This is a genomic window from Meridianimarinicoccus marinus (genome assembly GCF_040689105.1).
Lineage (GTDB): Bacteria > Pseudomonadota > Alphaproteobacteria > Rhodobacterales > Rhodobacteraceae > Meridianimarinicoccus > Meridianimarinicoccus marinus.
Map to the genome: position 1 here is coordinate 1 of NZ_JBFBVU010000025.1, position 22,650 is coordinate 22,650.

General features: G+C 66.2%; 20 protein-coding genes. All 20 read right to left on the reverse strand.

Annotated features, from left to right (window positions below; translation table 11 throughout):
* Positions 1 to 57: 57 nt before the first annotated feature.
* On the reverse strand, positions 58 to 942 hold the full coding sequence (gene purU, locus AB0T83_RS15885) for a formyltetrahydrofolate deformylase (RefSeq protein WP_366194202.1): 885 nt from the start codon (positions 940 to 942) through the stop codon (positions 58 to 60).
* A gap of 46 nt (positions 943 to 988) precedes the next feature.
* Positions 989 to 1,552 (reverse strand): sarcosine oxidase subunit gamma, encoded by a 564-nt coding sequence (locus AB0T83_RS15890; protein ID WP_366194203.1) that lies wholly within the window; start codon positions 1,550 to 1,552, stop codon positions 989 to 991.
* Positions 1,545 to 4,481: a sarcosine oxidase subunit alpha family protein gene (locus tag AB0T83_RS15895; RefSeq protein WP_366194204.1), complete on the reverse strand. Its 2,937-nt coding sequence runs from the start codon at positions 4,479 to 4,481 to the stop codon at positions 1,545 to 1,547. Before AB0T83_RS15895 ends, AB0T83_RS15890 begins: the two co-directional genes overlap by 8 nt.
* Positions 4,481 to 4,756 carry a sarcosine oxidase subunit delta gene (locus AB0T83_RS15900; protein WP_366194205.1) on the reverse strand — a complete coding sequence of 92 codons (276 nt, stop codon included), beginning with the start codon at positions 4,754 to 4,756 and terminating at the stop codon, positions 4,481 to 4,483. The genes AB0T83_RS15895 and AB0T83_RS15900 overlap by 1 nt, the downstream gene beginning before the upstream one ends.
* Positions 4,757 to 4,764: 8 nt before the next feature.
* Entirely contained in the window at positions 4,765 to 6,015 is a 1,251-nt protein-coding gene (locus tag AB0T83_RS15905) for a sarcosine oxidase subunit beta family protein (protein ID WP_366194206.1), read from the reverse strand.
* Between the two features lie 37 nt (positions 6,016 to 6,052).
* Positions 6,053 to 7,360 carry a type III glutamate--ammonia ligase gene (gene glnT, locus AB0T83_RS15910; protein ID WP_366194207.1) on the reverse strand — a complete coding sequence of 436 codons (1,308 nt, stop codon included), beginning with the start codon at positions 7,358 to 7,360 and terminating at the stop codon, positions 6,053 to 6,055.
* Between the two features lie 55 nt (positions 7,361 to 7,415).
* Positions 7,416 to 8,741: an FMN-binding glutamate synthase family protein gene (locus AB0T83_RS15915; RefSeq protein WP_366194208.1), complete on the reverse strand. Its 1,326-nt coding sequence runs from the start codon at positions 8,739 to 8,741 to the stop codon at positions 7,416 to 7,418.
* A 2-nt stretch (positions 8,742 to 8,743) separates the two neighbouring features.
* On the reverse strand, positions 8,744 to 9,424 hold the full coding sequence (locus AB0T83_RS15920) for a GltB/FmdC/FwdC-like GXGXG domain-containing protein (RefSeq protein ID WP_366194209.1): 681 nt from the start codon (positions 9,422 to 9,424) through the stop codon (positions 8,744 to 8,746).
* A gap of 2 nt (positions 9,425 to 9,426) precedes the next feature.
* Positions 9,427 to 10,314, reverse strand: a complete 888-nt coding sequence (locus tag AB0T83_RS15925; RefSeq protein WP_366194210.1) for a class II glutamine amidotransferase — start codon at positions 10,312 to 10,314, stop codon at positions 9,427 to 9,429.
* Between the two features lie 187 nt (positions 10,315 to 10,501).
* Complete coding sequence (locus AB0T83_RS15930) at positions 10,502 to 11,137, reverse strand: helix-turn-helix domain-containing protein (protein WP_366194211.1); 636 nt, start codon at positions 11,135 to 11,137, stop codon at positions 10,502 to 10,504.
* 209 nt (positions 11,138 to 11,346) lie between these two features.
* The gene (gene cynS / locus AB0T83_RS15935; RefSeq protein WP_366194212.1) at positions 11,347 to 11,814 is read right to left on the reverse strand and encodes a cyanase; all 468 of its coding nucleotides are present in this window, start codon (positions 11,812 to 11,814) and stop codon (positions 11,347 to 11,349) included.
* Between the two features lie 24 nt (positions 11,815 to 11,838).
* Positions 11,839 to 13,563 (reverse strand): bifunctional protein-serine/threonine kinase/phosphatase, encoded by a 1,725-nt coding sequence (locus AB0T83_RS15940; RefSeq protein WP_366194213.1) that lies wholly within the window; start codon positions 13,561 to 13,563, stop codon positions 11,839 to 11,841.
* A 59-nt stretch (positions 13,564 to 13,622) separates the two neighbouring features.
* On the reverse strand, positions 13,623 to 14,471 hold the full coding sequence (locus AB0T83_RS15945) for a formate/nitrite transporter family protein (protein WP_366194214.1): 849 nt from the start codon (positions 14,469 to 14,471) through the stop codon (positions 13,623 to 13,625).
* A gap of 38 nt (positions 14,472 to 14,509) precedes the next feature.
* Positions 14,510 to 14,854 (reverse strand): nitrite reductase small subunit NirD, encoded by a 345-nt coding sequence (nirD, locus tag AB0T83_RS15950; protein WP_366194215.1) that lies wholly within the window; start codon positions 14,852 to 14,854, stop codon positions 14,510 to 14,512.
* Positions 14,851 to 17,307: a nitrite reductase large subunit NirB gene (nirB, locus tag AB0T83_RS15955; protein ID WP_366194216.1), complete on the reverse strand. Its 2,457-nt coding sequence runs from the start codon at positions 17,305 to 17,307 to the stop codon at positions 14,851 to 14,853. Before nirB ends, nirD begins: the two co-directional genes overlap by 4 nt.
* A 446-nt stretch (positions 17,308 to 17,753) precedes the next feature.
* Complete coding sequence (locus AB0T83_RS15960; protein ID WP_366194217.1) at positions 17,754 to 18,683, reverse strand: dihydrodipicolinate synthase family protein; 930 nt, start codon at positions 18,681 to 18,683, stop codon at positions 17,754 to 17,756.
* Positions 18,684 to 18,687: 4 nt separating this feature from the next.
* Positions 18,688 to 19,869, reverse strand: coding sequence for a mandelate racemase/muconate lactonizing enzyme family protein (locus tag AB0T83_RS15965; protein WP_366194218.1), 1,182 nt, complete (start codon positions 19,867 to 19,869; stop codon positions 18,688 to 18,690).
* Positions 19,870 to 19,878: 9 nt separating this feature from the next.
* Positions 19,879 to 20,802: a dihydrodipicolinate synthase family protein gene (locus AB0T83_RS15970; RefSeq protein WP_366194219.1), complete on the reverse strand. Its 924-nt coding sequence runs from the start codon at positions 20,800 to 20,802 to the stop codon at positions 19,879 to 19,881.
* Positions 20,799 to 21,635, reverse strand: coding sequence for a carbohydrate ABC transporter permease (locus AB0T83_RS15975; RefSeq protein WP_366194220.1), 837 nt, complete (start codon positions 21,633 to 21,635; stop codon positions 20,799 to 20,801). Before AB0T83_RS15975 ends, AB0T83_RS15970 begins: the two co-directional genes overlap by 4 nt.
* Positions 21,635 to 22,579, reverse strand: coding sequence for a carbohydrate ABC transporter permease (locus tag AB0T83_RS15980; RefSeq protein ID WP_366194221.1), 945 nt, complete (start codon positions 22,577 to 22,579; stop codon positions 21,635 to 21,637). Before AB0T83_RS15980 ends, AB0T83_RS15975 begins: the two co-directional genes overlap by 1 nt.
* Between the last annotated feature and the right edge of the window lie 71 nt (positions 22,580 to 22,650).

Consider the following 22,650-nt stretch of genomic DNA (forward strand, 5'->3'; position numbering starts at 1 on the left):
TCAGACGGACCGCACCGAAGGTGAATTTGGACGGGTTTCGGATCAGCGTGCCCGCGCTCACCCCATGCGTTCGGAGGCGTAGGATCCGGGCGAGGCCGGGAACACCACGGTCTTGTTGCCGTTCAGGAACACGCGGCGGTGGATATGGGCGTGGATGGCGCGGGCCAGCACCTGACTTTCCACGTCGCGGCCCAGGCTGACATAGTCGTTGGGGCTTTGGGCATGGGTGACCCGCACGGTGTCCTGTTCGATGATCGGGCCTTCGTCCAGGTCCGCTGTCACGTAGTGCGAGGTCGCCCCGATCAGCTTCACCCCGCGCTGGAACGCCTGCTTGTAGGGGTTGGCGCCCTTGAAGCTGGGCAGGAACGAATGGTGGATGTTGATGATCCGGCCCGACATCTTCTGGCACATCTCGTCGCTGAGGATCTGCATGTAGCGGGCCAGCACGATCAGCTCGGCCCCGGTGTCCTCGACCACCGCCATGATCTGCGCCTCGGCCTGCGGCTTGTTTTCTTTTGTCACGCGGATGCAGTGGAAGGGGATGTCATGGTTCACCACCACCTTCTGGTATTCCATGTGGTTCGAGATCACCGCCACGATGTCGATGGGCAGCGCGCCGATGCGCCAGCGATAGAGCAGATCGTTCAGACAATGGCCAAAGCGGCTGACCATGATGACCACTTTCATCTTCTCGCTTTCGTCGTGGAAGGCGAATTGCATGTCGAAGCCCTGGGCGACGCTACCGAAGGCTTCGGTCAGCGTGGCGATATTCCTGCCGGTTTCCGACAGAAAGCTGATCCGCATGAAGAACTGGCCGGTTTCCAGATCGTCGAACTGGGAACTGTCGGTGATGTTGCAGCCGTTTTCGGCAAGGAAGGTGGCGATGGCCGCCACGATCCCACGGGTCGAGGTGCAGGCGACGGTCAGGCAATACTGGGTCATGGGAAACTCTCGTCAGAAGGCGGAAGATAAGGGGTCGGAACGATGCCTAACCCTGAAGCCGTTGCGCGGCGGTGGCCACCGCGTGCCACAGCGACCCGGCGGCAGAGCGCGGCCCCAGAAACGTGACCAGATCCTCGGCCCGGCGCAGGACAAACACGCTTTGGTGCGCCAGCAGGGTCCGTGTGGCGCACCCGGCGGTCAGCGCCTCGGGGCGCAGGTTGACCATCCGTTCCAGAAGCCGGGCCAATGGGGCAGCACCGTCATCCGACTGCAGGTCTATGGCCACCCAGCCATCGGTCTGCTCGGTGACACAGGCCTCCGGCACCGCCGTGACGACGCAGGCCGCGAAGTCGTCGTCAGCGGCCCCTTCGCCCAGCAGCATCCATTGGCGCGGTGCCATCCAGACGGCCGCAAGCCCGCCGTCGCCAAGGGCCATCCGCCCCGGCTCCGGCAGGGTCACACCAAATGGCTGCGGCAAGGGCGCCGGATCCTCCGCCAGCGCCAGCGAGGCCAGCGCCAGATCGGGACGCTCGCGCAAGGACAGCGTTCCGAAACTCTGCTCGCGCGGTTCGGCCACGCCGAAGGCGGTTGCGGGGGCAAGATCAGTCACGAAGACGCGCTCCTTCCGGATCGATGAAATGCGGCGACACCACTTGCAACTGCACGCTCTGGCCTTCCAGCGGATTGGCCGCGATCACCTCTTGACCCAGACGCGCGTCGCCGTCCAGCAGGTATCCCAGCCCGATGGCATGGCCCAGATGCGGGCTGTGGCAGGCCGATGTGATCCAGCCCGCGTCGCTGTCCAGTGACTGCACGACACCGGGGGCAAACAGATGGCTGCCCGGCACCACCGGCTGCGCCGGATCGACCGGCGCCAGACCGACCAGGCGACGGCGATCCTCGGCAAGAGCGCCGCGCCGGGACATCACCGCGCCGATCGAGTCCTTCTTGGCGGACACCATGCGGCCCAGCCCCAGCATCTGCGCCGTGGTCTGGCCGTTCAGCTCGGCCCCGGCGGCATGACCCTTCTCGATGCGCAGTAGGCCAAGCGCCTCGGTGCCATAGGGGGTCACGCCCAGATCCTCGCCAGCCGCCATCAATCGCGCCATCAGGGCCGCGCCATAGCGGGCGGGCACTGCGATCTCATAGGCCAGTTCGCCCGAAAAGCTGATGCGGAACAACCGCGCCCGCAGGCCGCCGCAGACCGTCAGTTCGGTGCAGGCCATGAAGGGGAAGGCGGCGTTCGACAGGTCAACCCCGTCGACGATCCGGTCCAGAAGCGTACGCGACTTCGGTCCCGCCACGGCGATCTGCGCCCAGGCGTCGGTGGTCGAGATCAGATGCACGTCCAGATCGGGCCACAGGCATTGCCGCGCAAACTCCATGTGACGATAGACCGGACCGGCGTTGGCGGTGGTGGTGGTCACCACGTAGTGGGTCTCGGAGAGCCGCGCGCAGGTGCCGTCGTCGAAGGCATGGCCATCCTCGCGCAGCATCAGCCCATAGCGCACCTTGCCCGGCGGCAGCGTGCCCATCTGGTTACAGTAGATGCGGTTCAGGAACGCACAGGCATCGCGGCCCTGCAGGTCGATCTTGCCCAACGTGGTGACATCGCACAGGCCGACCCCGGCGCGCACCGCCCGCGCCTCGCGGTCCACCGTTTGCCGCCAGTGGGTTTCCCCGGGCTGCGGATAGTATTGCGCCCGCATCCATGGCCCGGCCTCGGTGAAGACCGCGCCACGGGCTTCGGCCCAATGGTGCGTCGGGGTCAGGCGGCGCGGGCGAAATTCGGCACCGGTGTTACCACCGCCCAGCACCCCCAGAGTGATCGGGGAATAGGGCGGGCGAAACACGGTGGTGCCGGTTTCGGGGATCGGCTTGCCGGTCAGGTCGGCCATGATCGCAAGGGCCGTGACATTGGCGGTCTTGCCCTGGTCGGTGGCCATGCCCAGCGTGGTCCAGCGCTTCAGATGCTCCACCGACCGCATGTTTTCCTGATGCGCCAGGGCGATGTCCTTGACCGTCACATCGTTCTGGAAGTCGACCCAGGCCCGGCCTTTGCCCGGGACGTGCCAGAAGGCCGCCTGCCCGTCAGGCTCGGCAGCGGCGGAGGGAAGCCGCACGGGCGGCAGGGCGCGGCCCAGATCGTCCAGCACCTGCCGCGCCGCGCGCAGCCCGTCGGCCAGCGCCGCCGCAGTGCTGCCCTGCCCGGCCGCGGCCCCGGCGGAGATCAGCCCCTGCGGCCCATCGGCGGGCGGCAGGAAAGCCAGCCGATCCGCATCCCACAGCGGGCGCCCGCGATGGTGCGAGGCCAGATGTACGTTCGGGTTCCAGCCACCCGACACCCCCAGCACGCCGCACTCCAGCCAGTCGGAGCGGCCGTTGCGTGTCACCTGGATGGCCTGCAAACTGCGGCGGCCCCGCGTGCCGGTGACTGTGGCCCCGGCGAAAATGGGATAATCGCCCAGCGACACCGCCTCGGGGCGCGGATCGATGACGCCCATTACGGGCACCCCCTTGGCCGCCAGTTGTGCAGCACTGCGATGGCCGTCGTCGTTGTTGGTGAACACCGCCACCGGATCGCCCGCCCTCGCCTGCCCGGTCACCGCCCAGCGGTTGGCATAGGCGCGCAAGGCCCCGGCCAGCATCACGCCGGGGCGGTCGTTGTCGCGGAAGGGGATATGGCGCTCGGTGGCACCCGCGGCAAGGATGGCGCGCCGGGCGGTGATCCGCCACAGGGTCTGGTGCGGGCCCTGGCTTGCGTCCGGCGCGGCCTGTTCCACAGCACCATAGATGCCGTGATCATAGGCCCCGAACACCACCGTGCGCGGCATCACCCGCACGTTGGGCAGGGCGGCCAGTTCCGCCGTCACCGCCGCCACCCAGTCGGGCGCCGGTGCCCCGTCCAGCAGGCCGCCCTCGGCCAGAAGCCGCCCGCCCAGGCGGCTGTCTTCCTCGGCCAGAACCACCTGTGCCCCAGCGCGGCCCGCGGCCAGTGCCGCCACCAGCCCCGCCGCCCCGCTGCCGATCACCAGAAGGTCGGGGTGTAGAAACCCCCGGTCATAGGCATCCGGATCCGGCAGGTGCGACAGCGCGCCCAGCCCGGCAGCGCGGCGGATCAGGGGCTCGTAGAGCTTTTCCCAAAAGCTGCGCGGCCACATGAAGGTCTTGTAGTAGAACCCCGCCGCGAAGAAGGGCGCGGCCAGATCGTTGATGGCCAGCAGGTCACGCTCCAACGACCCAAGATGGTTCTGACTGTGGGCCTCCAACCCCTCGGTCAGCACGACCATGGTGGCGCGCATGTTGGAGGTGCGGCCTGCACCGCCGCCCAAGGTCACCAGCGCGTTCGGCTCTTCCGAGCCTGCTGCCAAAACCCCGCGCGGGCGGTGATACTTGAAGCTGCGGCCCACCAGTTGCACACCGTTGCCCAGCAGGGCCGAGGCCAGCGTATCGCCGGGATGGCCGCGATAGCGCGTGCCGTTGAAGGTGAAGCCAAGGGTGCGGGTGCGGTCGATCAGGCCACCGGCAATGCGGGTCATCACGGGCGCCTCGCCACGTCGCGGGCCAGTTCGGCGGACAGGATCTCGTGGGTGACGGTGTTACGCGTCACCACCAGCCACGACCGGTCGCCGTATTCGTGGAACCACAACTCGCGGTGCACGCCGGCCGGGTTGTCGCGCAGAAAGACGTGGTCGCAGAAAGCTGCTTCAGCATTCGGGGCATCCGGGTCGGGACGGTCCAGCAGACGGGCATCCCCGAGATAGGTAAACTCCTGCGCGTCACGCGGGCCGAGTAGGGGATGGGGGATCAGCATGGCAGGTCTCAGTGCAGGTTGGGTTGGGCGCCCACGCCCTTTTCGTCGATCACCGCCCCGCGCGCGAAGCGGTCCAGCCGGTAGGCGGCGGAGGTGGGGTGCGGGGTGTCCGTGGCCAGCAGATGCGCGAAGGCAAAGCCGCTGGCGGGCGTGGCCTTGAAGCCGCCGTAGCACCATCCGCCGTTCAGGTAGAGCCCTTCGACCGGCGTGCGGTCGATGATCGGCGAGCCATCCATGGACATGTCCATGATCCCGCCCCACGACCGCAGCAACCGCGCCTTGCCGATCATCGGCATCAGGGCCATGCCGCATTCGGCCACGTCTTCGACCGTGGGCAGGTTGCCGCGCTGCGCATAGGAGTTGTAGCCGTCCAGATCGCCGCCGAAGACCAGCCCGCCCTTGTCCGACTGGCTGACATAGAAATGTCCCGCGCCAAAGGTCACGACATTGTCCAGAACCGGCTTCAGCCCTTCGCTGACAAACGCCTGCAGGACGTGGGATTCAAGCGGCAGGCGCAGCCCGGCCAGCCCCATGACCCGGCTGGAGGATCCCGCCACCGCAACGCCGACCCTGCCCGCGCCGATAGGGCCGCGCGTGGTCTCGACCCCGGTGACACGGCCCTGCTCCCTGCGGAAACCGGTGACCTCGCAGTTCTGGAGGATGTCCACGCCCAGCCGGTCGGCGGCGCGGGCATAGCCCCAGGCCACCCCGTCGTGGCGTGCGGTGCCGGCGCGATCCTGGATCAGCGCGCCCTTGATCGGGAAGCGCGCGTTGTCGAAGTTCAGATACGGCAGCATCTCGCGCAGCGTGTCCTGCCCGACCAGACGGGCATCGGCGCCGCTCAGCTTCATGGCGTTGCCGCGCCGCCGGTAGGCATCGCGCTGCGCGTCGCTGTGGAACAGGTTGACGATGCCGCGCTGGCTGACCATCGCATTGAAATTGGTCTCCTGCTCCAGCCGCTCCCACAGTTTCATCGAGAATTCATAGAACGGCTGGTTGCCCGGCAGCAGATAGTTCGACCGGATGATCGTGGTGTTGCGCCCGATGTTGCCCGAGCCGATCCAGCCCTTTTCCAGCACCGCGATGCGCGCCTTGCCGAACTCGCGGGCGAGGTAAAACGCCGTGGCCAGCCCGTGACCGCCGCCGCCCACGATGACGAAATCATAGGCGGGCTGCGGTTCGGGGTTGCGCCACAGCGGCCCCCAGCCCTTGTGGCCGGTCAGGGCCTGCTGGATCACACGGAAACCGGAAAAGCGCATGGGCGTGCTCGCTTGGAAAGGGCGCGGAGGGACCGGCCTAGACGTCCAGGGTGTTGTCGCGTTCCCAGGTCGAGAAATGCGAGACGAAGGCATTCCACTCCTGGGTCTTCATCTTGACGTAGGAGCCGGCAAAGCCGGTTCCCATCATCGCCTGCAGCGCCTCGTCAGCCTCGAAGGCGCGCAGGGCGTCGAGAAGGTTCAGCGGCAGTTTCGGCGCATCGGTGACGGTATGACCCTCGGCATACATGTCGATGTCATAGCGCGGGCCGGGATCGGCGTTCGTGCGCACGCCGGACAGCCCGGCGGCGATGATCACCGCCTGCAACAGATAGGGGTTGGCCGCGCCATCGGGCAGGCGCAATTCGAACCGGCCCGGCCCCGGCACCCGCACCATATGGGTGCGGTTGTTGCCGGTCCATGTCACGGTGTTGGGCGCCCATGTGGCCCCCGACACGGTGCGCGGCGCATTGATCCGCTTGTAGCTGTTCACCGTGGGATTTGTGATCGCCGCCAGCGCAACCGCGTGCTGCATGATGCCGCCCAGAAAGCTGCGGCCCTGATCGGACAGGCCCAGCTCCTTGCTGTCATCGGCAAAGGCGTTGGTGGTGCCCGCCAGATCCCAGACCGAGACATGGGCATGACAGCCGTTGCCGGTCAGCCCTTCGATGGGCTTGGGCATGAAGGTGGCGCGCAGCCCGTGTTTCTCGGCCACCGATTTGACCATGAACTTGAAGAAGGAATGGCGGTCGGCGGTGACCAGCGCGTCGGCAAAATCCCAGTTCATCTCGAACTGGCCGTTGGCGTCCTCGTGGTCGTTCTGATACGGGCCCCAGCCCAGATCCAGCATGTAATCGCAAACCTCGGCAATCACGTCGTAGCGGCGCATCACCGCCTGCTGGTCGTAGCAGGGTTTTTCGGCGGTGTCGGCGGGGTCCGAGATCTGCATGCCATCCGGGGTCAGCAGGAAGAACTCCGCCTCGATCCCGGTCTTGACGCGCAGGCCCTCGGCTTCGGCTTCGGCGACCAGCTTGCGCAGCACGTTGCGCGGGGCCTGTTCGACCTCGGACCCCTCCATGATCGGGTTGGCAGCGACCCAGGCGACTTCCGGCTTCCACGGCAATTGGATCACGGTGGACGGGTCCGGCACCGCCAGCATATCGGGATGCGCCGGGGTCATGTCCAGCCAGGTGGCAAACCCGGCAAAGCCTGCACCCTCTTCGGCCATGTCACCGATGGCCTGCGCCGGCACCAGTTTGGCCCGCTGCCCGCCGAACAGGTCGGTGAAGGAAATCATGAAGTATTTGACGCCTTTTTCGGCGGCGAAGGCTGCAAGATCCGTGGTCATGGCCTGTCCTTTTCTCGAATGATCGTCAATATGTGCCAGACGTGCCCCGCCCGGCTCAGAACCCCGGCTTGCCCGGATACCAGTTGGTGCCCGCCAGCGGCACCTGCGCCATGGCGGCGGCCTCCATGGTCAGGGCGCACAGATCCTCGGGCTCCAGATTGTGGACGTGGCTCTTGCCGCAGGCGCGGGCGAGCGTCTGGCATTCCAACGTCATCACGTTCAGATAGTTGCGCAGCCGCCGGCCACCCTCGACCGGATCAAACCGCGCCATCAATTCTGGATCCTGCGTGGTGATGCCCGCCGGATCGCGCCCCTCGTGCCAGTCGTCATAGGCGCCGTGGGTTGTGCCCAGCTTCTGGTACTCATCTTCCCATTTGGGATCATTGTCGCCAATCGCCACCAGCGCCGCCGTGCCGACAGACACCGCATCGGCCCCCAGCGCCAGCGCCTTGGCTACATCGGCCCCAGTGCGAATGCCGCCCGACACCACCAGTTGAACCTCGCGGTGCAGCCCCAGATCCTGAAGCGCCTGCACGGCCGGGCGGATACAGGCCAGCGTCGGCTGGCCGACATGTTCGATGAACACATCCTGCGTGGCGGCGGTGCCGCCCTGCATCCCGTCCAGCACGATCACATCGGCCCCGGCCTTCACCGCCAGCGCGGTGTCGTAATAGGGGCGCGCGCCGCCGACCTTGATGTAGATCGGCTTTTCCCAGTTGGTGATCTCGCGCAGTTCCAGGATCTTGATTTCCAGATCATCCGGCCCGGTCCAATCGGGGTGACGGCAGGCTGACCGCTGGTCGATGCCGACGGGCAGGTCGCGCATCCCGGCGACACGCTCGGTGATTTTCTGGCCCAGCAACATGCCGCCGCCGCCGGGCTTGGCCCCCTGCCCCACCACCACTTCGATGGCATCGGCGCGGCGCAGATCGTCGGGGTTCATGCCATAGCGGCTGGGCAGGTACTGATAGACCAGCATCTGCGAATGGCCGCGTTCCTCTTCGGTCATGCCGCCGTCGCCGGTTGTGGTCGAAGTGCCCGCCAGCGACGCGCCCCGGCCCAAAGCCTCTTTCGCCGGACCCGAGAGCGAGCCGAAAGACATGCCCGCAATGGTGATCGGGATCTTCAACTCGATAGGTTTCTTGGCAAACCGCGTGCCCAGCGTTACCGAGGTCTCGCATTTCTCGCGGTAGCCTTCCAACGGGTAGCGGCTGACCGAGGCACCCAGAAACAGCAGGTCATCGAAATGCGGCACTCGGCGCTTGGCCCCGCCGCCGCGAATGTCGTAGATGCCGGTGTCGGCGGCGCGGCGGATCTCGGCGTTCACCTCGCGCGAGAAGGTCCAGCTCTGGCGGGGTTCGGTCTTGGGGGTCTTGTCCATGCTCAGTACTCGCCCGCGTGATCGATGTTGAAATTGTAGAGCTTGCGGGCCGAGCCATAGCGCCTGAACTCGCTCGGGTCGGCCTCGGCTCCGGCGCGCTTCAGCAGGTCGGCCAGCAGCGCCAGATGCTCGGGGCGCATCTCTTTCTCGATGCAATCGGTGCCCAGCGATTTCACCGTCCCGCGCACGAACAGCCGCGCCTCATAGAGCGAATCTCCCAATGCGTCGCCCGCATCACCCAGCACCACAAGGTTTCCCTTCTGCGCCATGAAGGCGGACATATGGCCGATGTTGCCATGAACCACGATGTCGATGCCCTTCATCGATATCCCGCAGCGCGACGAGGCATTGCCCCGGATGTTCAGCAGCCCGCCATGGCCGGTGGCCCCGGCGTATTGGCTGGCATCGCCGGTGATGGTGACTTCGCCCGACATCATGTTTTCGGCCACCCCCGGCCCGGCCGAGCCTTCGACGGTGATCCGGGCGGCCTTGTTCATGCCCGCACAGTAATAGCCGGTGGAGCCTTTCACCGTGACCTCAATCGGCCCGTCCAGCCCCACGGCAACCGCATGGGAGCCGCGCGGATTGACGATTTCGAAAGCCCCGCCGCCACCGGTTGCCGCCGCCTGCAGCGTGCTGTTCACGTCGCGCAGATCGACCTGCGCCATATCCAGAGTGGTCATGCTCAGCGTTCCCAGAAATAGACGGTTGCGGGTTCGGGTTCCCAGATGCGGGCAGCCTCAATGCCCGGCAGGTCGGCAAAGGCGCGGTATTCGCTGGCGAAGGCGACATAGTCGTCAGTCTCCGCCATCACCGCCGGTTTGCAGGCGATCGGGTCGCGCACCACGCCAAAGCCGCTACGGGTGCCGGTGACAAAGGTGAAGAACCCGTCCAGATCCTCCAGCGTGCCTTCCAGCGCCTCCTTCAGCGAAGCTCCCTCGGCGATGCGGGACGAAATATAGGCGGCACCGACCTCGGTGTCGTTCTCGGTCCGGGTCATCACGCCCTTGCGGGCCAGCTTGCGGCGCATGTCATTGTGGTTGGACAGCGAGCCATTGTGCACAAGGCACTGGTCATCGGCGGTCGAGAACGGATGCGCGCCCAGCGTCGTCACCGCCGATTCCGTGGCCATGCGGGTATGGCCGATGCCGTGGCTGCCGCCCATGGCGCGCAGGTCGAAACGGGCGGCCACGTCTTCGGGCAGACCCACTTCCTTGTAGATCTCCATCGCGGCACCCGTCCCCATGATCCGCAACCCGCGCGCTTCCAGCGCGGCAATCGCGGCGGCCTGCTGCGCGGCCGGGACCGTCAGCACGGCATGGGTATCGACAGGTTTGACGGTGACATGTGCGTTCAGGTCCCCGGCCAGAGCCTCCTCCAGCCCGGCAAAGGCAGTGTCGGGGCTGTCCGATTGCACGGTGATCTTCACCCCGTCACTGTCATCGCCGTAGATCGCGATCCCGGCGCTGTCCGGGCCGCGGTCGGTCATGGTGATCAACATATCGGTCAGCATGTCCCCCAGCCGGGGGCGCAGCGCATCCTGTTTCAGGAACAGGCCAACAATGCCACACATAGGATTCTCCGTCTCACGCCGATGGCCGGCTTCGGGACGTGCCTAGCGGATCCGCAATCTTCACTGCAAGAAAGTTATTTTCCTGTGGTGCGAATTATCGCGCCCCCGCCGCGCCTGCCCGATTTTCAGGCACACCGCCCCGGCCCACGCCCCGAACGCCCGCAATTCGGGCGGTTCGGGAACGGGATCAATCCTTCTGCGGATAGGTGATGATCGACAGATAGCGGGCCGGAAGCTCCAGCAGGTTTTCCGGGCCATGCGGCGCGTCGGAATCGAACAGCAGCGAGTCGCCGGGTTCCATCAGGAACAGCCGGTCGCCGTGGCGATACTCGATGCAGCCCTCCAGCATGTAGAGAAACTCCATGCCCTCGTGCTGGAAGGTCGGGAAGGTGTCGCTGCGGTCGGTCAGGGTGATCAGGTAGGGTTCATTGACCACGCCGGTGGCATTCGATCCCAGATGCCCTAGTAGATTGTACTGATGCCCGGCGCGGGTGCCGGCCCGGTCGGTCTCGACCCCCTCGCCCGCCTTGACCTGGATGCAGCCGCGCGCCTCTTCATAGCCCGAGAACAACCGCACCAGCGGCACCTGAAGCGCATGGGCCAGCGTCTGGATGGTGCCCAGCGACGGCGAGATCACCCCGTTTTCGATCTTCGACAACATGCCGACCGAGACCCCGGATTTCGCCGCCAGATCCGCGCCCGTCATGCGGTGATGCTTGCGCAGGGCGCGCACCTGGCGGCCGATGGCGACCTCGAGGTTTTTCTCGCGGGTGTCGCGCACCGCATGGGGGTTCTGGGTCAACCCGGCGTCGGTTCTGGTCAAATCGTTATCTCCGTCTACCTGCACCGGCGAAGTGTCCCACGGCGCGCGGCAGCGGTCACCCCCCAATTCCGGCAGACCGCCCCACACAGTGTCCAAACCCTCCGACGCCGCCCCGGAAAGGTCCGAAGCGGCACCAGATCACCCTCTTTCAGGATCGGTTCTGCGGTGCGAGGTCGCCAACGGGTGCCCGCCAGCGCCCCCGGCGCGGATCACCAGGCGTTATAGGCCAGGTATTTCCCAGACATTTCGACCTTCACCCGGTCGCCCTTTTCACTGGGCACGCGGGTCACGGACATGTCGAAGTCGATGGCCGACATGATGCCGTCGCCGAATTCTTCGTGAATCAGCGCCTTGATGGTCGGGCCATAGACGCCGACGATCTCGTAGAGGCGATAGATGCAGGGATCGGTGGGCACGGTCTGCTCCCAGACCTTGGTGGGGCTTTCCTCCAGCACCGCCGCCGCCTCGGCGGGCAGGTCCAGCAGCGCCACCAGTGCCGCCGCCTTCTCGGCGGAAAAGGCGTTCATGCCCATGCAGGCCGAATGGGTCCAGACCGGCGACATGCCGATGCTTTCGGCAATGCCCGCCCATGTCAGCCCGGCCTTCTTCTTGGCCACGATGATCATTGCGGTGACATCTTCCTTGTCCAGCATGTCGGTCAGCGAAAGGTCTTTCATCGGTCGTTCTCCTCGGTTGCGAAGTCAACCGCCCAGCTGGGCGGCAAGAATAAGGCACAGCGCCGCGAGGATCGCGGAGACGCCCTGCCAGAAACGGACGGGATTGCGCTGCGCCAGCGGCACGTGGCGGCCTTCGCGCCACGTGCTGCCGGGCGCCTTCAGATCGGCGACGAATTCGGTCAGCGCATCATAGCGGCGCAGCGGATCGGGATGGGTGGCCCGGCGCAGCGCCGCATCCATCCAGGCGGGCACGAGGCTGTCGTCGTCGCGGGCGGGCTTGTAGAACAGCCGCATCTGGTCGCGCCGCGTGCGCACCCGCGACACCGCCGCGCCATAGGGCAGCCGCCCGGTCAGCATCTCGTAGGCGATGACGCCAAGCGCGTATTGATCCGACCGCCAGCTGACCGCATCGCCAGACAAGTATTCCGGCGCGGTGAACTGGAAGGTGCCGGGCATCTGGCCCAGCATTCCCGGCGCGGCCTCCTCCACCCCGGCCACGAAGGTCGAACCCAGATCGATGATCTTCACGGTCCCATCGGGATCGATCATGATGTTCTCGGGGCGAATATCCTGATGGATCATCTCGCGGCGATGGAAGGCCCGCAGCCCGGTGGCGATCTGCGAGACGATGTCCCGCACCGCGTCCAGATCCGGTTCGGGATGGTCGGTCATCCACTGGCGCAAGGTGATGCCCTCGACGTACTCGGTGACCACATACAGCGCGGTGCGCTTTTCCGGCGCCCGCGCCGGGCGCAGCACATGCGCCGAGGACAGCCGCCGCGCAATCCATTCTTCCAGCACGAAGCGGCGCAGGTAATCCGCATCGGCGGCCATCTCGGTGGCCGGCACCTTCAGGGCGACGCGGTATCCCGCCGGATCGGTGGCCAGATACACATGGCTGCGGGCAGTGGCGTGCAGCGGGCGCAGGATGCGGAAGCCGTCGATCGAGTCGCCCGCCTTGGGCAAGGGCGGCACCGGCAGGCGCAAGGCATCGACTTCCAGATCCGCACCGCCCGCAGGCAGCCCGTCGATACGCAGGATCTGCACCGTCAGGTTGTCGTCGCTGCCCGCCGCCAGCGCCGCCTCGGCGACCCGGGCGGCGGCGGTGTCCAGATCGGGCACGGCCAGCGCCGCCCGCACCGCGCCGGGGGGCAGATGTTCATGCACCCCGTCGGTGGTCAGAAGAAACACGTCGCCCTCGTGCAGGGTCACGCGGGCATAGTCGATCTCGACATCATGTTCGACGCCAAGCGCCCGGCCCAGATAGCTTTCCTCGGCCGACAGAACCCGGCGGTGATCGGTGGTCAGCGGCTCAAGGCTGGCCCCGGACAGGCGCGACACCCGGCTGTCGCCGACGTGCAGCACATGGCCCGCGCGGCCTTTCAGGATCAGCGCGCTCAGGGTGCAGACCCTTCCTGCGTTCACATCCTCGACCCCGGAATTCTGACCGTGCAACCAGGCGTTGGTGGCCGCGATCACGCGGGTGGCCGAGGTCTTGACCGTCCATGTGCCCGGCGTCGCGTAATAGTCGCTCAGCAGCCCCTTGACCGCCATTTCGGCGGCTTCGCAGCTGACCCGGCTGGACGAAATGCCATCGGCCACCGCCAGCGTGATGCCCTTGTGGGTCAGCACATCGCCCTCGGGGATCAGGGCGCCGTGGAAATCCTGGTTCTCGGGCTTCCGTCCGGCCGCGGAATACTGGCCGATGGTAACGCGCAGCGTCGCCGGGGCGTTGATATCCTTGGGCATGGGCAGGCTCCGAAACCGAAAAAACGGGCCCCACCGAAGCGGGGTCCGTCGGGAAGGGTTTATTCCGCCGGGGTAACGGCAGCGTCGTCGTTGCGCGCCACGGTGTTGCGCTTGGGGCTTTCACGGAAATGCGTGGCATAGATCATACCGCCGACGAAGGTCAGGCCGCCGACAAGGTTGCCCAGAACCACCGGGATCTCGTTGTAGATGAAGTAATCCGCCCAGGTGAACTCGCCGCCCAGCATGATGCCGCTCGGGAACAGGAACATGTTGACGATCGAGTGTTCGAAGCCGAGGTAGAAGAACACGATGATCGGCATCCACATGGCCAGGATCTTGCCCGAGACCGAGGTCGACATCATCGCCGCGACCACACCGGTCGACACCATCCAGTTGCACAGCACCGCGCGGACAAAGACGGTCAGCAGACCGGACCCGCCGGCGGCGGCATAGCCCAGCGTCCGGGCCTCGCCGATCTGGCCGATCTTCTGGCCGACGGCATTTGGCTCTTGCGAAAAGCCCATGGTGAAAACAACGGCCATCAGCACGGCGGTGGTCATGGCACCCGCGAAGTTGCCGCAGAACACCAGCCCCCAGTTGCGGAACACGCCCTTCCAGGTGCAGCCCGGACGCTTGGCCAGAACCGCCAGCGGCGCCAGGGTGAAGACGCCGGTCAGCAGGTCGAAGCCCAGCAGGTACAGGGTGCAGAAGCCCACCGGGAACAGCAGCGAGGCGACCAGGAAGTTGCCGGTGTTGACCGCGATGGTCACCGCGAAGGCCGCGGCCAGCGCCAGGATCGCGCCCGCCATGAAGGCACGGATCAGCGTGTCCTTGGTGGCCATGAAAATCTTGGATTCACCGGCGTCGACCATCTTGGCCGCGAATTCCTTGGGTTGGACATATGACATGCTTGGGGTTCCTTTCAGTGGGGAAGCGGCGCCCTGTTTCAGACGCTCGGGATCAGTTTCAGAAAGACGTCGCGCCCTTCGACGCGGGTGGGAAAGCGGGCGGTCTGGCCGTCGTCGGCGCCCTGCGCGGCGCCGGTTTCCAGCGAGATCACCCAGTTGTGCAGCGGGCAGGTGACACAGCCGTCGTGCACGATGCCCTGGCTCAGCGGCCCGTTCTTGTGCGGGCATCTGTCTTCCAGCGCGAACACCCGGTCATCGGCGGTGCGAAACACCGCGATCGTCATGGCGCCGTTCTTCACGCAGCGCGCGCCCTGTTGGGGAATGTCGTCAAGGGTGCCGATCAGACGCCAGTCCAGCGCCTCGGGCGAGAGCGGGGCGTTCATTCCGCGGCCTCCATCGTTTCGGTGCCGAACACGGCCAGCGGGTTGAATTCATGCTTGTCCACGCCCGAGACACGCTCGGACCAGGGGTCGGTCTGCACGAAGCTCTGCGAGAAGACGAAGCGGTCGAAATAGGCGCGGCGGCTGTCGCGATCCTCAAGGATCGCGGCCCGGACGGTGTCGTACCCAACCCGGTCGGCCCATTTGTAGATGCGTTCCAGATAGAACCCCTGCTCGCGGTACATCTGGGTCAGGGCGGCGATGACCTCGATCACCTCTTCCTCGGTGGCCACCGTGCCCAATTCGCTGGTGCCCTGAATGTGCAGCCCGGCGGCGCCGCCACAGACAATCTGATAGCCGCTCTCGACGCAGATCACGCCGATGTCCTTGCAGGTCGCCTCGGCGCAGTTGCGCGGACAACCGGTGACCGCCAGTTTCAGCTTGGCCGGGGTCCACGACCCCCAGAGGAATTTCTCAAGCCGGATGCCCAGCCCGGTGGAATCTTGCGTCCCGAAGCGGCACCAGGTCGAGCCGACACAGGTCTTCACCGTGCGCAGCCCCTTGGAATAGGCGTGGCCCGAGACCATCCCGGCCTTGTTCAGATCGGCCCAGACGCCGGGCAGGTCTTCCTTCTTCACGCCCAGCAGGTCGATGCGCTGACCGCCGGTGACCTTCACGTCGGGAATGGCGAATTTATCGACCACATCGGCAATGGCGCGCAATTCGTCCGAGCTGGTCATGCCGCCCCACATGCGCGGCACCACCGAATAGGTGCCGTCTTTCTGGATGTTGGCGTGGACGCGTTCGTTGATGAACCGGCTCTGCTGGTCATCAACATATTCGCCCGGCCAGTCGCTCAGCAGGTAGTAGTTCAGCGCCGGGCGGCATTTGGCGCAGCCGCCGGAGGTCTTCCACTCCAGCTCCTGCATCACCGCCGGGATCGACTTCAGCCCCTTGGACTTGATCAGACGGCGCACTTCGCCGTGGCCAAGATCGGTGCAGCCGCACATGCCTTCGGCCGCCTGCTCGAAGTCGTCGCCCAGGGTCAGGGCGATGACGCCCTCGACCAGCCCGGAACACGTCCCGCAGGAGGCCGAGGCCTTGGTATGGGCCCGCACCTCGGCCAGCGAGGTCAGCCCCTTGTCGGTGATCGCGTTGACGATGGCGCCTTTGCAGATGCCGTTGCAGCCGCAGATCTCGGCGTCATCGGCCAGATTGGCGACGGCGGCCAGCGGATCGGCGGCCGCCCCGCCCTGCAGCGCCTGCCCGAAGATCAGCGTGTCGCGGATATCGGAAACATCCTCGCCGGACTTCAGCAGCTCGTTGTACCACATGCCGTCGGCGACATCGCCGTACAGCACCGCGCCGATCACCGTGTTGTCCTTCAGGATCACCCGGCGATAGGTGCCGCGCGCGGCGTCGCGCAGGACGATATCCTCGCGGTCCGGACCATCGCCGAAATCGCCCACGGAATACAGGTTGATGCCGGTGACCTTCAGCTTGGTCGGCGTCTCGGCATGGGCAAAACCCTCCGCCCCCGTCCCGGCCAGATGCGCGGCGGCCACCTTGGCCATCTGGTAGAGCGGCGCCACCAGACCATAGACCCGCCCGTCAACCTCGGTGCATTCGCCGACCGCATAGATATCGGGGTCCGAGGTCCGCAGGCTCGCATCGGTGACGATCCCGCGCCCGACCTGCAACCCGGCCTCGGCAGCCAGCGCGGTGTTGGGGCGGATGCCCACCGCCATGACCACGAGCGCCGCGTCGATCCGTGTGCCGTCGTCCAGCTCCACCATCTCGACCTTGCCGTCGCCGTGGATGGCCCTGGTGTTGGCGCCGCAACGCACCTCGATGCCCCGGCCTTCCAGTTCCTTCTGCAGCAGATAGCCCGCCGCCGGGTCCAGCTGGCGTTCCAGCAGGCTGGGCATCAGGTGCAGAACGGAGACGTCCATGCCCTGCGCTTTCAGCCCGGCGGCCGCTTCCAGCCCCAGCAGCCCACCGCCGATCACCACGGCGCGGCCCCCGGCCTTTGCGGCGGCCTGCATCTTTTCCACATCGTCCAGATCGCGGTAGGCCAGCACACCGGGTAGATCGTGGCCCGGCACCGGGATAATGAAGGGGGTGGAGCCGGTGGCGATGACCAGCTTGTCATAGCCCACCGTGATCCCGCCGTCCGAGGTCACGGTCTTCGCGGTGCGGTCGATCTGCACGACCCTTTCTCCGCGATGCAGGGTGACGCCATGGGCGGCGTACCAGGCGTCGTCATGGATCACGATGTCGTCGAAAGTCTTCTCGCCCGACAGAACCGGCGACAGCATGATGCGGTCATAGTTCACGCGCGGTTCGGCGTCGAAGATCGTGACCTCGAAAGCCTCGGGCGCGCTGGCGAACAGATGCTCCAGCATCCGTCCGGGCGCCATTCCGTTGCCAATGATTACAAGCCGTTGCCTGCGCATCTGCGTCTCCGTCTCAAACTGCTGCGGCTGAGGACGGCTGCTTTTCGTGAAGGGGGGGCCGGCAAATCGGCATGTCGCAACCCCTCGCTCCGACCCGTGTCGGAACAGAAAAGCAGCGTCGTTGCCGCGCGCCCCGTGGGGGGCTGATGTATTGGAACTGCCGCGCCGTTGCGGCGGTCGGCGGGGGTGGGCCCGCCTCTCCCCTCCCGGATAGGAAGATCGGCGGGGGCGTTTCAAGTTTCCCGCAGGCAAAGGACTGGGGAAATCCGTGTCCATGCTGCAGGTGCACGGTTTTTCGGCAGTCCTGCGGGTCCCGGCGGCGGGTGGCTCAGAATTTGGTCAGCAATGAAACCGGTGCAAGCCCGTGCCACGGCACGAGCAACGGATCAAAAGAACGGGCCGCGCCCGGTCAGGCACGGCCCATCAGGCGTGAGAGTCGAAGCGGTCTATTCGGCGGCGAAGGCCGCAGCCCGGTCGCAGGCGGCGGCAATATCGCGGGCGAACCCGGCGACCTCGGACAGGCCAAAGTCGGTCGGACGCAGCGCCGGTTGGCGGTCGTGCACCGCGTCGATCCCCGCCTGTTGCGCCAGCAGCCGCTTGCCATAGCACAGCATGCCGGGCACCGAACGTGACATGAAGGCGATGGCGGGCAGAAGCTCGCGGTGGATGCGCTCGGCCTCGGCGCGGTCGGCGGCGGTACCGCTTTGCCACAGGTTGAACAAGCGCACCTGCGGCGCGATGAAATCCGGCGCCGGGATCAGCCCGACGCCGCCCGCGCGCAGCAGCGACAGGAACTCGATGCCGCCATGACCGCCGAAGACCCGGAACGCACCGTTCGACTGCTCGATGGCCCGCGCGATATCGACGGAATAACCCTCGCCCTTGAGCAGCGAGATGTTGGGATGCTGGCGGTTCAACTCCACCAGCCCGCCGATGGACAGCGATACATCCAGGTTCACCGGGTTGTTCTGCACCGCCACGTCGATGTCCACCGCCTGCGCGACGGCGCCGAAGAAGCGGATCAGGTCGGCCTCGGAGGTGCCCTTGATCGCCGGCGGCTGCAGGATCACCCAATCGGCCCCGGCCCGCGCCGCCGCCTTGGAAAATTCCACCTGTCCGCGTTGGCCCGGCTCGCCCACGGTCACTGCATAGGGCACCCGTCCGCCGATCAGATCGCCGACCAATTCCACCAGATACAGACGTTCGTTGACGTCCATCTTGTGCACCTCGGTGACCAGCCCCAGCACGGTGATGCCATGGGCGCCGGCGGCCAGGCAGTGTTCGACCTGGGCGGCCATGGCATCGCGGTCCAGCCGGTCGTTCTTGTCGAAGAAGGCGTAAAGGACCGGGTAGATCCCCTTGTAGTCTTTCTGCATCTGATTACTCCGCCACGACGTATTGGAACAGTTCCTCGGTGGGCTCGACCCCCAGCCCCGGCCCGGTGGGGATGGTGTAATGCCCCTCGGCGCAGGCCATGTCGCCGGTCACGAAGCGCAGGTTCCGGTCGAAGATCGAATGCTGGTATTCGTGGTAGGGCACCCGCTGCAGCGCCGCCGTGGCCTGCAGGCTGGCCGCCATGAAGATCCCCACCGAGATCGAGGCATGCGGGATGATCTTGATGTGGAACGCCTGCGCCATGTGGCCGATCTGCTGGAACGAGGTGATGCCGGTGTGGCCGATCTCGGGCTGGATGATGCCGCAGGTGGCCGCGGTCAGGCGCGGGCGCACCTCATAGACGGTGCGCCATTCCTCGCCCAGGGCCAGCGGCACCCCGATGCCGCGCGCCACGCGGGCCTGGCCCTCGATGTCCTCAGGCTGGCAGGGGGCTTCGGCGAAATACAGGTTGTGCTCTTCCAGGCGGCGGATCAGGCGGATCGCCTCGCTGGCCTCGAATTTCCAGTGCAGGTCGACCATCAGATCGACCCCCGGCCCCACCGCCTCGCGCAGGGCCGCCATTTCGGTGACGATGCCGTCGTCCGACACGGCGGCGGCGAACTTGATGGCGCGATAACCCTTGGCCACCCAGTCCTGCGCCATGTCGCAGCGCTCCTGCAGCGTCGCGCGCGGCAGGCCCGAGACATAGGCCGGCAAGGTATGATGCCGGCGCCCGCCCAGCAGTTCAGAGATCGACAGGTTCGTGCATTTGCCGAACAGGTCCCACAGCGCGATGTCGATCCCGGCGATGGCATCCACATAGTAGCCGCCGAAGAAGCCGCGCACCCGCATCATGTCGTACATGTCTTCGAACATCACCGCCGGCTGGCCCACCGGTTTGCCGATCAGCGTCGGCGCAAGCAGGTTGTCGATGATCGCCTTGACCGCCTCGGGGGCGGCGATGCCATAGGTCTCGCCCCAGCCCACCTTGCCGCTTTCGGCGGTGACCTTGATGATCACCGACAGGTCCGACGACGGATAGATCGACCGGTTGCCGTTGCGGATCAGATAGCCCTTCTCGTTGATGAACTCGCCCTCGCGCAGCGGCCCCAGATAGGGGGTGTCGCGCGGGATCGAGATGATGAAGCTTTCGATCTTGGCGATCGAATCCAGGGGGTCGCGTGGCATGGTCTGTCCTTAGTTGGCCGCAAGCGGCTGCAGGTCGAATTGCGAAAGTTCGGGGGCGATCAGGTCCAGCAGCGCGTGCAATTCGCGCCGGTCGCCGTCGTCCATCTTCGGCCCGGCCCCGCGCACGAAGGTGGTGGTCAGCACCCCGCGCCGTTGCAGGGTAGCCTTGGTCATATGCATGCGAAAAATGGCCTGGAAGCTCAGCAGCGGCATCGAGACCATGAACAGCCGCCGCGCCTCGGCGATGTCGCCCGCGCGCCAGGCGTTGACCAGCCGGACGTGCAGATCGGTGAACTCGGCGGCGGGCATGGTGCCCAGGCTGCCACGAGCCAGCTCGTCGGTGATATAGCGCCCGCCGGCGCCACCGAAGACGCCTTCGATGCTGTCGCCCGCCGCCGCCAGGATGCGCGTCAGGTTCTGGCCGCACGGCATGGTCTCTTCCTTGACATAGCGGATCGCCTGCTGCGAGGCCGCCAGGGCAGCAGTGTCCTCGGGCGCCAGCCCGGCCCCGATGGGCACCGGCGCGTTCTGCAACAGGATCGGGATCGGGGTTTGCGCGCAGACCTCGGCGAAGAACGCCTTCTGCGCCGCCAGATCGCGGCCAAGCGCGCCGGGCGCCATGACCATCGCGGCCGAAGCTCCGGCCGCATGTCCGGCGCGCGCGAAGGCCACGACCTCGGCCGGGGTGGCGGCCGAGGCGCCGCAGATGAAGGGGATGCGCCCGTTCAGGGCCCGGCCCAGCAGCCCGGTCAGTTCGGCGCGCTCGTCGCCGGTCAGGGTGTCGACCTCGGACGCGACGCCGGGAAAGACGCAGCCGTCGGCGCCGCAGTCGATGACGAACTCAACCAGCCGCAGGAAATCATCGGTGTTGACGCTGCCATCGGCGTTGAACGGCGTGCACAGGACGGGGAAGGTTCCGGACAGGGGGTTCATTTGACGGCTCCGGCGGTGACGCCCTGGATGAAATAGCGTTGCAGGAACATGAACCCCAGGATCACCGGCGTCGCCGCCATCAGGCTCGCGGCCATCGCACCGCCCCAGTCGGCGTTGGTTTCGTTGAGATAGGTCAGCAGCAGCCCCGGCGCGACGGTGCGCTTTTCGTCCGACACGATCAGGGTCAGCGAATACAGCAGGTCGTTCCAGCTCCACATGAAGGAATACAGAAACACCGTGATGATCGGCGGGATCGAGATCGGCAGCACGATGGTGTGGAAGATCCGCAGGTCGCTGGCACCATCGGCGCGGGCGGCCTCGATCAGCTCGTTCGGGACCTGGCTGAAGTAGCTGTAGATCATGTAGGTGGCGACCGGCAGCGCGAAGACGATATAGGACAGGATCAGCCCCAGCCGCGTATCCAGCAGCCCCCATTCGACATACATCGGGTAGATGGTGATCAGCAGCAGGCCGAAGGGAAACATCTGCGCCGACAGCATGAACATCATCACCGGCTTGCGGCCGAAATAGCGGTACTTGGCAAAGCTGTAGCCCGCATAGGTGGCCAGCGTTGCATTGAACGCCGCCGAGCTGAGCGAGACGAACAGCGAATTGCCCAGCAGCTTCGGCAGTTGGCCATCGGTCAGCGCGGTCCAGAAATGGCTCAGCGTCGGCTTGTGCGGATAGGCGGTGGGAATGATCTGGTACAACTCCTGATCGGTCTTCAGGGCCGAGATCACCGTCCAGTAGACCGGGAAGAACAGGAAGAACCCGATGATCGCGGCCACGCCGAAGAACACGATCTTGGCGGAGCGGGTGCTGAGGTCGAGCATCATTCGGCCCCTTTCATGAGCTGGCGCAGGTAGAAATAGGCGGGCGGCAGGATGGTCGCGACCCAAAGCACGCCGATGGTGGCGGCCATGCCGATGTCCCATTGTTCGAAGGCGCGGCGGTAGACCTCGACCGACAGCACCGAGGTGGCGCGCACCGGGCCGCCGCCGGTCAGGGCGTAGATCGAGTCGAACTGTTGCAGGTTGCCGATCATGCCCAGCACGATCACTACCAGCAGCACCGGGCGCAGGTGCGGCAGGATGTGATCCTTCAGCACGCGGTAGTTGCCGGCGCCATCGACGCGGGCGGCCTCGATCTGTTCGCGGTCCATGCTGGCCAGTCCGGCCAGGAAGAACGACATGAACAACGGGATCGACAGCCAGACCTTAGTCATCACCACCGCCATCATCGCGCCCGAGGTGGTCGATAGCCAGGCCACCGGATACTCGATCAGCCCCATCTCGAGCGCGACGGCGTTCAGAACCCCATAGCGCGAGTTGAAGATCCATCCGAAGATGAAGGCCGACACCGTCGCCGGCATGATCCACGGCAAAAGCGAGATCCCCCGCAGGGCGCTGCGGCCCCGGAACGGCTCGTTCAGGATGATCGCCCAGGCCAGCCCCAGGGTGATCGAGAAGAAGGTGGTGAAGAAGACGTAAATGGCGGTGGTGACAAAAGATCCCCGCACCGTCGGATCGCTCAGCAGCTTGGTGAAATTGCTGAACCCCACGAAGATCGGCTCGGGCGTCGAGATCGTGTATTTGTACAGCGACAGCGCCAGCGCCTGCACGAAGGGCGACAGGACGATCAGGCAGAAGGCCACCAGCGCGGGCAGCAGCAGCAGGATACCGAAGCGGGCCTGTCCGGCGCGCAACCCGCCGCGCTTGGCGTGGGGCGAGGGCCGAAAGGCGGGCGCGTCTGCGGTATGTGTGATGTCTGTTGGCATCGGATTCCGGGGGGGGTTTGATTGGAAGATGTCCGGCGGCCCGGCCACTGCGGGCCGCCGAGAGGCCGATC